Origin of the sequence: Actinoplanes sp. SE50/110 (genome assembly GCF_900119315.1) — a bacterium.
In the GTDB taxonomy this organism is placed as follows: Bacteria; Actinomycetota; Actinomycetes; order Mycobacteriales; family Micromonosporaceae; genus Actinoplanes.
This window is the reverse complement of the sequence record NZ_LT827010.1, coordinates 2,215,015-2,227,235: the sequence shown is the minus strand read 5'-3', so window position 1 is coordinate 2,227,235 and position 12,221 is coordinate 2,215,015. Positions and strand designations below refer to the sequence as shown.

General features: G+C 73.3%; 12 protein-coding genes. 8 read left to right on the top strand and 4 right to left on the bottom strand.

What is annotated here, in order from left to right; translation table 11 throughout:
• Positions 1 to 10: 10 nt before the first annotated feature.
• Positions 11 to 862: a helix-turn-helix transcriptional regulator gene (locus ACSP50_RS09985; protein ID WP_014689052.1), complete on the bottom strand. Its 852-nt coding sequence runs from the start codon at positions 860 to 862 to the stop codon at positions 11 to 13.
• A gap of 86 nt (positions 863 to 948) precedes the next feature.
• Between ACSP50_RS09985 and ACSP50_RS09980 the strand changes: the two genes are divergently transcribed.
• From ACSP50_RS09980 to ACSP50_RS09970, 3 genes are read left to right on the top strand one after another with little or no spacing between them, the layout of a single operon-like run.
• A complete protein-coding gene (locus tag ACSP50_RS09980) occupies positions 949 to 2,007 on the top strand; it encodes an aldo/keto reductase (RefSeq protein ID WP_014689051.1) in 1,059 nt (352 codons plus the stop codon).
• On the top strand, positions 2,004 to 2,762 hold the full coding sequence (locus ACSP50_RS09975; RefSeq protein WP_014689050.1) for an alpha/beta fold hydrolase: 759 nt from the start codon (positions 2,004 to 2,006) through the stop codon (positions 2,760 to 2,762). Before ACSP50_RS09980 ends, ACSP50_RS09975 begins: the two co-directional genes overlap by 4 nt.
• Positions 2,759 to 3,256, top strand: coding sequence for a hypothetical protein (locus ACSP50_RS09970; RefSeq protein ID WP_014689049.1), 498 nt, complete (start codon positions 2,759 to 2,761; stop codon positions 3,254 to 3,256). Before ACSP50_RS09975 ends, ACSP50_RS09970 begins: the two co-directional genes overlap by 4 nt.
• Here ACSP50_RS09970 and ACSP50_RS09965 read toward each other — a convergent pair.
• Positions 3,253 to 4,056 carry a polysaccharide deacetylase family protein gene (locus tag ACSP50_RS09965; protein WP_014689048.1) on the bottom strand — a complete coding sequence of 268 codons (804 nt, stop codon included), beginning with the start codon at positions 4,054 to 4,056 and terminating at the stop codon, positions 3,253 to 3,255. The two genes, ACSP50_RS09970 and ACSP50_RS09965, sit on opposite strands and share 4 nt — an antisense overlap.
• A 243-nt stretch (positions 4,057 to 4,299) precedes the next feature.
• Between ACSP50_RS09965 and ACSP50_RS09960 the strand changes: the two genes are divergently transcribed.
• Entirely contained in the window at positions 4,300 to 4,776 is a 477-nt protein-coding gene (locus tag ACSP50_RS09960) for a DUF1707 domain-containing protein (RefSeq protein WP_014689047.1), read from the top strand.
• Between the two features lie 36 nt (positions 4,777 to 4,812).
• Here the strand turns inward: ACSP50_RS09960 and ACSP50_RS09955 are convergent, their stop codons facing one another.
• Positions 4,813 to 5,415 carry an SDR family NAD(P)-dependent oxidoreductase gene (locus tag ACSP50_RS09955; RefSeq protein WP_014689046.1) on the bottom strand — a complete coding sequence of 201 codons (603 nt, stop codon included), beginning with the start codon at positions 5,413 to 5,415 and terminating at the stop codon, positions 4,813 to 4,815.
• Positions 5,416 to 5,655: 240 nt separating this feature from the next.
• Between ACSP50_RS09955 and ACSP50_RS09950 the strand changes: the two genes are divergently transcribed.
• Positions 5,656 to 6,852, top strand: coding sequence for an aminotransferase class I/II-fold pyridoxal phosphate-dependent enzyme (locus tag ACSP50_RS09950; RefSeq protein WP_014689045.1), 1,197 nt, complete (start codon positions 5,656 to 5,658; stop codon positions 6,850 to 6,852).
• Here ACSP50_RS09950 and ACSP50_RS09945 read toward each other — a convergent pair.
• Positions 6,803 to 7,903 carry an AI-2E family transporter gene (locus ACSP50_RS09945; protein ID WP_014689044.1) on the bottom strand — a complete coding sequence of 367 codons (1,101 nt, stop codon included), beginning with the start codon at positions 7,901 to 7,903 and terminating at the stop codon, positions 6,803 to 6,805. The genes ACSP50_RS09950 and ACSP50_RS09945 overlap by 50 nt on opposite strands.
• A 315-nt stretch (positions 7,904 to 8,218) precedes the next feature.
• Here ACSP50_RS09945 and ACSP50_RS09940 point away from each other — a divergent pair, with 315 nt between their 5' ends.
• From ACSP50_RS09940 to fahA, 3 genes are read left to right on the top strand one after another with little or no spacing between them, the layout of a single operon-like run.
• Positions 8,219 to 9,394: a homogentisate 1,2-dioxygenase gene (locus ACSP50_RS09940; protein WP_014689043.1), complete on the top strand. Its 1,176-nt coding sequence runs from the start codon at positions 8,219 to 8,221 to the stop codon at positions 9,392 to 9,394.
• Positions 9,391 to 10,371, top strand: coding sequence for a hypothetical protein (locus ACSP50_RS09935; RefSeq protein WP_014689042.1), 981 nt, complete (start codon positions 9,391 to 9,393; stop codon positions 10,369 to 10,371). The genes ACSP50_RS09940 and ACSP50_RS09935 overlap by 4 nt, the downstream gene beginning before the upstream one ends.
• Positions 10,368 to 11,639: a fumarylacetoacetase gene (gene fahA / locus ACSP50_RS09930; RefSeq protein ID WP_014689041.1), complete on the top strand. Its 1,272-nt coding sequence runs from the start codon at positions 10,368 to 10,370 to the stop codon at positions 11,637 to 11,639. Before ACSP50_RS09935 ends, fahA begins: the two co-directional genes overlap by 4 nt.
• The last annotated feature ends 582 nt before the right edge of the window (positions 11,640 to 12,221 follow it).

Below are 12,221 nucleotides of genomic sequence, written 5' to 3'. Positions count from 1 at the left end.
TGCAGGACGGTCACCTCGTCGCCGGAACGGCCGGCGCCGCCCAGGCCGCGAGCAGGCGCAGCGCGGTCTCCGACGGCGAACCCGCCTCGACCGTGTGCGCGACCAGCGCCTGACCCGGGTCGTCCGGCAGGCGCAACGCCTCGAAACCCAGCTCCAGGCGGCCCACGACGGGGTGGAGGTAGACGTACGCCCCATGGGTCTTGTCCTTCAGACCGTGCTCCGCCCAGGCCGCCCGGAACTCACGGCTCGCCGCACCCAACTCGTCGACCAGCGCCCGGGTACGCGGGTCGCCCGGGTGCCGTGCCGCGTCGAGCCGTAGATAGCCGGCGACATCCCGCACCTTCGCCGGCCAGTCCGCGTAGAGCCGGCGGATCCCCTCGTCGAGCACCACCAGCCGGGCCATGTTCCGCACCCGCGGGTCCACCGCGCCGAAGTCGGTGAGCAGCGCGGAGGCCATCGGGTTCCAGGCGAGCACGTCGGCGTTGCGCCCGATCACGTAGGCCGGCACGTCGCCGACCGCGTGCAGCAGCCGCAGCAGGCCGGGCCGCACCCGCTGCCCGCCCGCGCCGCCGCCCGCCGGGAACGGGCGGGCCAACCGGTACAGATGCGCCCGCTCGACCGGGTCGAGGCCCAACGCCCGGGCCACCGCGTCCAGCACCGACTCGGAGAAGTGCAGGGTGCGCCCCTGCTCCAGCCGCACATAGTGGTCGACGCTGACCCCGGCCAGCCGCGCCAGCTCCTCGCGCCGCAACCCCGGCACCCGCCGCTGCCCGTGACTGGCCAGGCCCAGCTCGCCCGGGTCGAGCCGGGCCCGCCGGGAACGCAGGAAGTCACCGAGCTCGGCCCGCCGGTCCAGGGTCATGCCCCCAGTATCCCCGGCTGCTACCGGCGCTGCCTGGTCACGCCGTGCCCTGGCAGCGCCGCCACCGGTCGCGCAGAGTCGGCGGCATGAGAACGCGAGAACTCGGCACCACCGGAATGGAGCTGTCCACCACCGGACTGGGCGCGTGGGTGATGGGTGGCGCCGGCTGGCAGTACGCGTGGGGCCCGCAGGACGACGCCGACTCGATCGCCACCGTGCACGCCGCCGTGGCGGCCGGGGTGAACTGGATCGACACCGCCGCCGCGTACGGGCACGGGCATTCCGAGGAGGTGGTCGGCCGCGCGGTCGCCGCGCTGCCGCCGGCCGACCGCCCGTACCTGTTCACCAAGACCGGGCTGGTCTGGGACGACCCGGCCCGCCGGGACACCCCGCCGCGCCGGCTGATGACCGCCGCCTCGGTGCGCCGGGAACTGGAGGCGTCGCTGCGCCGGCTGCGCACCGACCACATCGACCTGTACCAGGTGCACTGGCCGGGCGACGGGCGGCTGCTCAGCTGGGGCCCGCCGGACGGGGCCGCGCCGGTCGGCGCGACCGAACTGGAGGAGTACTGGCAGACCATGGCCGACCTGCGCACCGAGGGCAAGGTGCGGGCGATCGGACTGTCCAATCATGGCGTCGCCGAGCTGGACCGGGCCGCGAGGGTGGCACCCGTCGACGCGATCCAGCCGCCGTTCTCGGCGCTGGTCCGCGAGCCCGCCGACCAGATCGCCTGGAGCGCGGCGCACGGCACCGGGGTGATCGTCTACCAGCCGATGCACTCCGGTCTGCTGACCGGCGCCGTCGACGCGCGGCGGGTGGCCGCCCTGCCGGCCGACGACTGGCGGCGCGGGCATCCCGACTTCACCACCGGCCTGGACCGCAACCTGCGGGTGGTGGACGCGCTGCGCACCGTCGCGGACCGGCACCGGGTGCCGGTCGCCGCCGTCGCGGTGGCCTGGACGCTGGCCTGGCCGGGCGTCACCGGCGCGATCGTCGGTGCCCGCCGCCCCGGGCAGATCGCCGGCTGGCAACCCGGCGCGGACCTCACCCTGACCGGGCGGGACCTGGACGAGGTCGCCGCCGCCATCACCGCGGCCGGCGTGGGCAGCGGGCCGGCCCGGCCCGGGACTACTGTCGGACCGTGACTGACCTCTTTGTCGAGGAGCTCGGCTCGGGCCCGCTGCTCGGCTACTCCCACGGCATCTTCATGAGTACCCGCGGCGAGGACGAGGCCGGCCTGCTCGACTGGTCCCGGATCACCGGGTCGCGCCGGATCGTCCGCTACCACCAGCCCGGCCACGGCCGGTCGCCCGGCGTGCCCGACCCGGAGCGCTACACCTGGCCGCGGCTCGCCGACGACCTGCTGGCGATCGCCGACGAGGTCAGCCCGGAGCAGCCGGTGGACTGGGCCGGATCCTCGATGGGCGCCGGGGCGCTGCTCTGGGCGGCATCCCGGCGGCCGGACCGCTTCCGCCGGCTGGTGCTGATGATCCCGCCGACCGCCCGGGACACCCGGGAGACCGCACGGCAGGCCTACCGCTCCGGCGCGGCCGGGGTGCAAGCCAGGGGCAAACAGTCCTGGGTGGAGATCATGCGCGGCTTCCCTGCCTCGCAGATCTTCGCCGAGCTCCCCGGCTGGCAGTTCGACGCGGACGTGCCGGAGGGGCTGCTGCCGGCCGTGATGCGCGGGGCGGCGCTCACCGACCTGCCGTCCGACGACGAGCTGCGCCGGGTCACCCACCCGGTGCTGATCCTCGCCTGGGAGGGCGACCCGGTCCACCCGCTCACCTCCGCCGAGCTGCTCGCCCGGGTACTGCCCGACGCCCGGCTGCACGTCTCCGCCACCGCGGCCGACGTCCGCACCTGGCCCGCCCGGATCGACGGGTTCCTCGGCCGATGACGGCGGAGGGCGCCGTCCCGGACGGCGCGGCGGTGCGCTTCCGGGACCCGGCGATCCGGCTGCCGGAGCTGGCCGCCGACGAGATCGACGTGGTGTGCCCGCACTGCGGGTGCCGCGCCGTGGTCAGCGCCGACCCCGTCCAGGGCGCCGTCGCGATGCACTCGCCGCGACGGTTCGTCTGCACCCGCTGCGTCACCGTCGCGCAGTGGCCGCCGAAGGTCGGGGTCTCCCGCTGGGGTGGGCCGATCGATCCGTACTTCCACCTGCCGCTGTGGTTCCAGGCGCGATGCTGCGGCGGACGCACGCTGTGGGCCTTCAACGAGGCACATCTCACCCTGCTGGCCGACTACGTCGGGGCGAAACTGCGGGAACGCCACCCGCGGGAGCCCGGCCTGACGATGGTGGCCCGGTTGCCGGGGTGGTTGAAAGCGGCGGACAACCGCACCGAGGTGCTCCGGACGATCGCCCGCCTGCGCCACCGGCCGACGCGCTAGTGACTGCCCTGGCTCGGTGAGGTGCCGGCGGCGATCAGGTCGGGGACGGTGACCATCCGGAAGCCGCGCTTGCGCAGGCCGTCGAACATGGCGGCCAGGCCGTGGACGGTCACCAGGCGTTTGTCGTCGCCCTCGTCGTGGGCCAGGATGATCGACCCGGGGCGGACCGAGTCGACGATGTCCCGGGCCTGGCCCATCGGGTCGTCGTGGAACAGCTGCTCGCGCATCGCCTTGGACCAGAGCACCACGTCGTAGCCGAGTTGGTCGGCGGCCAGCATGGTGGAGCCGCCGATGTGCCCGAACGGCGGCCGCAGCAGGGTCACCTGGCGGTCGAAGTGCCGGCGGATCTCCTGCTCGGTGCGCTGCAGGTTGCGGGTGACCGCGCCCAGGTCCAGGGTGGCCAGGTCGTCGTGCGCCCAGGTGTGGTTGCCGATCGCGTGCCGGTCCATCCGGCCGCGGACCAGGTCGGCGTGGCGCTCCAGGCGGCTGCCGACCATGAAGAAGGTGGCCGGCACGCCCGCGGCGTCCAGCGCGTCGAGGACCATCGGCGTCCAGTGCGGGGCCGGCCCGTCGTCGAAGGTGAACGCGACCAGTGGCTCGGAGGTGTCGACGAAGTAGCGGACCGCGACACCCGGCTGGTGCAGGCCGTCCAGCTGGTCGGCGGCCGCGGCGTAGCCGCCCAGCACCGGCGGGCGGTCCCAGCCCAGCCAGTGCGGGATCTCCCGGGCCCCGGCCGCGCCGACGGCCACCCCGGCGAGGCCGGCCAGGCCGGTGCGCAGCAGGGCGCGGCGGCTCAGCATCGCACCGAACCGCACCCGCGAAGCGGCACCGCCATGCTGACACCCCCGTTGACCCGGCATGGAAAGTCACCGGATTCTGACTGACGCTGTCAAGGTGATCGGGTGGAATCTTCCCCGCATAAGGATTCTCCCGGTACGAAGTGGACACCTTGAGTCGCCGAACTCACTCCCCGGGGCCAGCGCGTGGGACACCCGCCCGGCCGGAGGACGCGGGATCGGGAACCCGCCGGTAGCCTGTCCGGCATGTACCCCTCGCCGCACGTCCGGGTGTCGGACTCCGACCGGGAGGCGGTCGTCGCCCGGCTCAGCACGGCGACCGCCGAGGGCCGACTCACCATCGAGGAGTTCAGCGAGCGCTCCCGGTCCGCGTATGCCGCCCGCACCTGGGGCGAGCTGTCCCGGGTCCTCTACGACCTGCCCGGCGACGAGCTCGTGGCGACACCGGCCGCGGCCGCCGCCGGGAGCCGGCTGCCGCTGCTCGCCCTGATCGCCGGGGCGCTGCCGCTGCCGCTGGCGCTCTGCGCCCAGGTGGTGCTGCCCGCCCCGATCTGCGCGGTCACCGCGGTGGTGCTGGGCATCATGGCGCTGCGCGGCCCGGCGGACACGGTGCGACACGGCCGCCGGATGGCGATCGGCGGGATCGCGCTGGGCGGGCTCGGCGTCCTGGCCATCGTCACGGGCATCGCGCAGTTCCTCTTCGGGGGCTCCCTCGACGCCTAGCGATCGGCCGGGCGCGGCCCGGGTTGACGTTTCCCGTTACGCGACCAGTTCCCGCAGGCGCGCCATCAGCAGGGCCGCGACGCCGCGCACGTCCCGGATCCGCCGGTCGGAGCCGATCCGGGCGGGGTACGCGTTGCGTTCCATCCCGTCGAGGATGTCCCGGGCGGCCTGGTAGGGGCGGCGCGGATCGGTGGGGAACACCATGGCGACGAACAGGGTGGTCTCGGCGCGCAGCTCGTGGGCGAAGGCCTTCGCCGCGGCCCGGTCGGCGGCCGGCGACCGGCTGTCGGCCACGTGCACCAGGTGCGCCTCGGGCCGCAGTCGCAGGGTGGGCAGGAAGGCGCGGGCCACCACCGGCGTCCCGTCGGGCGCACAGTGGATGACGGCATCGACCTGACCCCAGCGGTCGAGCACGGCCCGCGGCAGCGCCTCGATGCCGGTCGGGGCCGGGCCGGGGCTGAGCAGGTGGGTGGAGAGCAACAGCGGGGCGACCACCTGCCGGGCGGTTTCGCGCAGCTCGGCCGGGTCGGTGTCGACCGCGGCCACCCGGGCGCCGCGCCGGGCCGCTTCGAGGGCCACGGCCCGCCCGATCGCGTCGCCGGCACCGGTGACCACCAGGGTTCTGCCCGCCACTCTCACCCGATCACTCCCCTCTATGCGGTGACTAAGATCACGCTACTGCGCGGCGGGCGAAGCTGGCAACGCCACGACGGGGCGACCGGATCTTCCCGCTTTCGGCCGTCCGGACCGGGCCGGCCCCGTACCCCGCCCACGTCCCCACGCCGAGCACCTGGACCAGGCCGGCAGTCCGGCGCCGGGCAGGGGCGGGATCGGACACCGCGTACCTGAAGCCGGGGTCCGGGATGGCATGCTGCGGCGATGAGGTTGTCGCAGCGCGCCCTGTCGGCCGAGCCGTTCCACGCGATGGCGTTCGGGCGGCGCGCCGGTGAGCTGGAGGCGGCCGGGCACGACGTGGTCCGGCTCGGCCTCGGCGAACCGGACTTCGGCGCGCCGCCCGCGGTCCGCGAGGCGATGCGTCGGGTGATGGACGGGCGGCCGCTGCCGTACACCCCGGCCTTCGGGTTGCCGGCGCTGCGCGCGGCGATCGCCGGGTTCTACCGCGAGCGGCACGGGGTGCAGGTCGATCCGGCCCGGATCGCGGTCACCCCCGGAGCGTCCGGAGCGCTGCTGCTGGTCGCGGCCGCGACCACCGACCCGGGCGACGAGGTGATCGTGGCCGACCCGTCATACCCGTGCAACCGCCAGCTGGTGGAGACGTTCGGCGGCACCGTGGTCACCGCCGCCACCACCCCGGAGTCGCGCTATCAGCTGGACACCGCCGCGGTCGACGCGGTCTGGAGCGAGCGGACCCGGGCGGTGATGGTGGCCAGCCCGGCCAACCCGACCGGGACGTCCCTCCCGTTCGCCGACCTGGTCGAGGTCTGCGCCCGGGCCCGGGCGCGGGACGCCTGGCGCATCGTCGACGAGATCTACCTGGACCTGGCCGACCCGGCCGCGGACGGGACGCCGCCGCGCACGATCCTGTCCGCCGACCCGGACGCTCTGGTGATCAACAGTTTCTCCAAGTACTTCGGGATGACCGGCTGGCGGCTCGGCTGGTGCGTGCTGCCCGAGGCGCTCGTGCCGGCGGCCGAACGGCTGGCGATGAACTACTTCCTGTGCGCCTCCACCCCGGCCCAGATCGCGGCGTTGGAGTGCTTCACCCCCGAGTCCCTGGCGGTGTGCGAGCAGCGGCGGCGGGAGTTGCTGGCCCGGCGGGCCATCGCGCTGGAGGGGCTGGCCGGGATCGGGCTGCCGGTGCCGGTGCCGCCGGACGGGGCCTTCTACGTGTATTTCGACGTCAGCGGCACCGGGCTGGGGGCGTGGGAGTTCTGCCGCCGGGCCCTCGAGGAAGCGTTCGTGTCGGTGACCCCGGGCCGGGACTTCGCAGTGGCCACCGCGGAGAGCCACGTCCGGCTCTCCTACGCGGCGTCCCGGGAGGCCCTGCGCGAGGGCCTGGCCCGGCTCAGTCGGTTTGTTCAGCAACTTCGGCGGGAATCGGCTCCGGGTCGCTGAGCTGCTCGCGCAGATAGTTCCAGATCACCGAGACGATCGCGGCGACCGGGACGGCGAGCAGGCTGCCGACGATCCCGGCCAGGTTGCCGCCCAGGGTCACGGCGAGCAGCACCACGGCCGCGTGCAGGCCCAGCCCGCGGCTCTGGATCATCGGCTGGAAGACGTTGCCCTCCAGCTGCTGCACCAGCAGGATGATGCCGAGCACGATCAGCGCCTTTACCCAGCCGTTGAAGACCAGCGCGATCAGCACCGCGACCAGGCCGGCGAAGACCGCGCCGACGATCGGGACGAACGCGGTGACGAAGGTGAGCACGGCCAGCGGCAGCACCAGCGGCACCCCGACGATCCACAGGCCGAGCCCGATGAAGACCGCGTCGAGCAGCCCGACGAACGCCTGCGAGCGGACGAACGCGCTGAGCGTGTTCCAGCTGCGCCCGGCGATCGCCGGGACGTCGTCGCCGAGCCGGCCCGGCAGCTGACGGGACAACCAGGGCAGGAACCGTGGGCCGTCCTTGAGGAAGAAGAACATCAGGAACAGCGCGAGGATCGTGGTGACCAGGCCGTTCACGATCGTGCTCACCCCGGCCAGGGTGGCGTTCGCGATGCTGCCGACGCTGGCCTGCAGCTTGTCGACGGCACTGTTGAGACCGCTGTTGACCTGGTCGTCGCTGATCCGCAGCGGCGGGCCGGACGCCCAGTCACGGACCGTCTGGATGCCGTCGACCACACCCTGGCCCAGCTTGCCGCTCTGCGCCGAGACCGGCACCGCGATCAGCACCACGATGCCGGCGACCAGGGCCAGGAACAGGATCGTGACCAGCGACGCGGCCAGCGCCGGCGGCCACCCCCGGCCGCGCAGCCAGCGCACCGGCGGCCAGGTCAGGGTGGTCAGCAGCAGGGCCACCACCAGCGGCCAGAGCACCGACCAGGCCATCCCGAGCAGCTCCAGGAACACGTACAGGAGCAGCAGGATCAGCAGGGTCTGCGCGGAGACCCGGGCGGCGTCACGCATCGCCGCCCGGGTCTTGCTGGTGCTCAAGGTGGACGCCATGTTGATCACCTTACGGTGAACCACGTCCGCGGGATTTCTTCCATGCGGCGTGGGTCAGGTCTTTCGCCGCCGTACCCGCGCCGTACCGGTCGGCGGCGGCATCGGTCGGCAGTCGGGCGCGGCCCCGCCGGATCCAGGTCGCCGACCTCGACCACCGGCTGATTTCGCCGGTCCACTTGTGCGCCCTGTTACGGCTCCGTAAATTCCGTAGCACACGGAGTCGTGGCCACCACCCCTGGTGACGACCCCATGGTCCTGGACTCGTCCCGGCGTGACCCGCCGGGATGGTCCGCAGGAATGCCCGGGAGGCATTGCGTGACGTTCTACCGCCAGGTCGGCAGCATTCCGCCGAAGCGGCACACCCAGCACCGGCGGCCCGACGGCGGGCTCTACGCCGAGGAGCTGGTCGGCGAGGAGGGGTTCTCCTCCGACTCCGCACTGCTCTACCACCGGGGCATCCCGTCGGCGATCGTCGACGCGCGCCCGTGGCAGCTGCCCGACCAGAGCCTGACCCCGAACACCCCGCTCGTCCCCCGGCACCTGCGCCTGCACGACCTGGAGTACAAGGACGCCGACCCGGTCACCGGCCGGCGGCTGGTCCTCGGCAACGCCGACGTGCGGATCACCTACGCGGTGTCCAGCGAGGCGTCGCCGTACTACAAGAACGCCATCGGCGACGAGTGCGTGTACGTGGAGCGGGGCAGCGCCACCGTCGAGACGGTGTTCGGCGCGCTCACCGTCGGGCGCGGCGACTACGTGATCATTCCGCGCACCACGGTGCACCGGTGGGTGCCGGACGGCGGCGAGCCGCTGCGTACGTACGCCATCGAGGCCAGCTCGCACATCGCGCCGCCCGCGCGCTACCTGAGCCGGTACGGCCAGTTCCTGGAACACGCGCCGTACTGCGAGCGCGACCTGCGCGGCCCGGTCGAGCCGATGCTCGCCGAAGGCACCGACGTCGAGGTCTTTGTCAAGCACCGCGGCGGCGGCAGCATCCACGTCGTGCCCGAGCACCCGTTCGACGTGGTCGGCTGGGACGGCTGCCTCTACCCGTACGCCTTCAACATCGCCGACTTCGAGCCGATCACCGGCCGGGTCCACCAGCCGCCGCCGGTGCACCAGGTCTTCGCCGGGCAGAACTTCGTGATCTGCAACTTCGTCCCGCGCAAGGTCGACTATCACCCGCTGGCCGTCCCGGTGCCGTACTACCACTCGAACGTCGACTCGGACGAGGTGATGTTCTACGTCGACGGCGACTACGAGGCCCGCAAGGGCTCCGGCATCGGCAAGGGCTCGATCTCACTGCACCCGGGTGGTCACTCGCACGGGCCGCAGCCGGGCGCGGTGGAACGCTCCCTCGGTGCGGAGTTCTTCGACGAGCTGGCGGTCATGGTGGACACGTTCCGGCCACTCGACCTCGGCGAGGCGGGGTTGGCCTCGGACGACGGCCGCTACGCGTGGTCCTGGTCCGGCCGCGGTCCGTCCGCATGACCGCGACCCCCGCGCCGCCCCCGTCGCGGGCCGCCGCCGACGTCCCTGCGCACCCCACCGGCATCCCGCCGCACTCCGGTGCCGACCTTCCTCCGCACTCCGGCGCCCGTCACCCGGACCGCTCCGGCGAGCGCGATCCTGAGTCGGTTTTCGATCCTTTCGCCCTTTTCGCCCGGTTCTTTGACGATGCCGCGCTGTTCCCGCCCGGCAACGCACCGATGGCGGCGGCCGTCCCGGCCTTCCTGGATCGCCTCGCCACGCCGCACGCCCCGCTGGTCGGGCCGTTCATCGCGCCCGCGGCCCGCCTGGCCGAGGTCGCCGCGCACCTGCGGCCCGCCGGTCCGCCGCTGGACATCGCCCTGATCGCCGCCCCCGCCGACCTCCCGGCCGCCGTCGACAAGATCGACAAAACGCCAGGAATGCGCCTGGTCGCGGTCGAGGCGCCGGTCGCGGTCGACGCCGCACACACCCGATCGGCGGTACGCGTCATAGCGGACTCGCTTCCCCCCGGCCTTCCGGCCGCGGTCGAGGTGCCACGCACCGCCGCCCGCGACGAGGTCCTGGACGCCCTGGCCGGCACCCGCTGCCGCGCCAAACTCCGCACCGGCGGGGTCCGTGCCGACCTGTTCCCGCCGGTCGAGGAGCTGGCCGCCACCATCCGCGCCTGCATCACCCGGTCCGTCGCGTTCAAGTGCACCGCCGGCCTGCACCACGCCGTCCGCCACACCGACCCGGCGACCGGCTTCGACCACCACGGCTTCCTCAACGTGCTGCTGGCCGCCGCCCACCCGGACGCCGCCGAGACCCACCTGGCCCGCACCGACGCCGCGCGGATCGCCGCCGACCTGCGCGCCTGGTCGCCCGCCACCGCCGTCCGGGCCCGAGCCGCCTTCACCGGCTTCGGCACCTGCGACCTCGCTGATCCCGTCAACGACCTGGCCCACCTCGGCCTGCTCCCGGAGAGATACCCCGCATGACTTGGCTCCACCTGCCCGAAGCCACCGGTTTCGGCCTCACCAACCTGCCCTACGGCATCTTCTCCACCCCGGCCGGCACCGCCGCCGGCTCTCCCACCGCACCCGGCGCCGCGCCACGCCCGGCCGACACGCCCCGGCCGGCCGGTTCGGCGGCCCCCGTGCCCGGCGCGCGGACCGGTGTCGCGATCGGTGACCACGTGCTGGATCTGGCCGGGCTGACCGGTGATCCGGTGCACGCGACCGGTTCGCTGAACGCGTTCATGGCGCAGGGCCCGGACACCTGGGCCGCCCTGCGCTCGATGATCACCACCTGGCTGACCGATCCGGCCCATCAGGAGCGGGTGACTCCGCACCTGGTGCCCCGCGACGGGGTCACCATGCACCTGCCGTTCGAGGTGGCGGACTACGTCGACTTCTACAGTTCCCGGGACCACGCCGAGAACCTGGGCCGCATGTTCCGCCCGGGTTCACCGGCGCTGACCCCGAACTGGACCCACCTGCCGATCGGCTACCACGGCCGGGCCGGAACGGTGCAGCTGTCCGGCACCCCGGTCACCCGCCCGCAGGGCCAGTCGCTGGTCGACGGCACACCCGCCCTCGGCCCGTCCCGCCGCCTCGACATCGAAGCCGAGGTCGGTTTCGTGGTGGGCACCCCGTCTCCGCTGGGCACCCCGGTCCCCTTGTCCGACTTCCCGGCCCACGTCTTCGGCGTCTGCCTGGTCAACGACTGGTCCGCCCGCGATCTGCAGTCCTGGGAGTACGTTCCCCTGGGCCCGTTCCTCGGCAAGTCGTTCCTGACCTCGATCTCGCCGTGGGTCGTCCCGCTGGCCGCCCTGTCCGCCGCCCGGGTCAAGGCTCCCACCCGGGACGAGCCCCTGCTCCCCTACCTGGACGACAGCGCCGAACCGTGGGGCCTGGACCTCACCCTGGAGGTCCGGCTGAACGGCCACGTCATCAGCCGCCCCCCGTTCGCCGGCATGTACTGGACCCCCGCCCAGCAGCTCGCCCACATGACGATCAACGGCGCCTCCCTGCGCACCGGCGACCTGTACGCCTCCGGCACCATCAGCGGCCCCACCCGCGACCAGCGAGGCTCCCTGATCGAACTCTCCTGGAACGCCTCGGACCCGCTGACCCTCCCGGACGGCTCCACCCGCTCGTTCCTCGAGGACGGCGACGAGATCACCATCACCGCGACAGCCCCCTCCCCCGACGGCTCCCGCCTCTCCTTCGGCACCGTCACCGGCCGCGTCCTTCCCGCCCGGTGACCCGCCGCCGACAACCCGCAGCACCGATCAGTTCGCCGCCACGCCGGTACCGCCCACGGTCGGTACCGGCGCCCACGATCTCGCGCCGTCCTCCGGCACGGCATCGCCGCACCCTCGACCCGGGACTGCGGCGGTATCGGACCTGAAGCCGGCGCCTGTGTCTGACGTTCGTCGGAGCGGGCACCTGTTCGGCCGGTGATCGGGGACCGTTTCGTCGCCGCCTTTGTCGCACGATCGGGCGTTGAAACGATTAATGGCCCGGTTCCCGCCGCTCCTCAACGACGGAAACCGGGCTCCCCCCAGGAAAGTCACATGGGTAGAACGGTCACGCTCTCCTGCGACACGTGAATTCACCAGACATTTAAATAGTCGGCGGAATCACCTTGCATCGATCAGGCACATCAAACCGCCAGAATTCTTCCGGCGCAAAGCAACTCACCCCGAACCGGCAAACCGACGCGCGCCCAGCGGCAAACCGACGCGTACCCAGCGGCAAACCCTGGTTTGCGCCCAGCGGTAAACCCTGAAGCGCGCCTGGCGGCAAGCCCGACCACGCCCAGCGACAAGCTCGAAGCACATCCC

Coding starts and splice junctions, on each gene's coding strand:
- ACSP50_RS09970 (WP_014689049.1), top strand. CDS start 2,759: ATGACGGCGGAGGGCGCCGTCCCGGACGGCGCGGCGGTGCGCTTCCGG.
- ACSP50_RS09985 (WP_014689052.1), bottom strand. CDS start 862: ATGACCCTGGACCGGCGGGCCGAGCTCGGTGACTTCCTGCGTTCCCGG.
- ACSP50_RS09965 (WP_014689048.1), bottom strand. CDS start 4,056: ATGCTGAGCCGCCGCGCCCTGCTGCGCACCGGCCTGGCCGGCCTCGCC.
- ACSP50_RS09960 (WP_014689047.1), top strand. CDS start 4,300: ATGTACCCCTCGCCGCACGTCCGGGTGTCGGACTCCGACCGGGAGGCG.
- ACSP50_RS09980 (WP_014689051.1), top strand. CDS start 949: ATGAGAACGCGAGAACTCGGCACCACCGGAATGGAGCTGTCCACCACC.
- fahA (WP_014689041.1), top strand. CDS start 10,368: ATGACTTGGCTCCACCTGCCCGAAGCCACCGGTTTCGGCCTCACCAAC.
- ACSP50_RS09950 (WP_014689045.1), top strand. CDS start 5,656: ATGAGGTTGTCGCAGCGCGCCCTGTCGGCCGAGCCGTTCCACGCGATG.
- ACSP50_RS09935 (WP_014689042.1), top strand. CDS start 9,391: ATGACCGCGACCCCCGCGCCGCCCCCGTCGCGGGCCGCCGCCGACGTC.
- ACSP50_RS09945 (WP_014689044.1), bottom strand. CDS start 7,903: ATGGCGTCCACCTTGAGCACCAGCAAGACCCGGGCGGCGATGCGTGAC.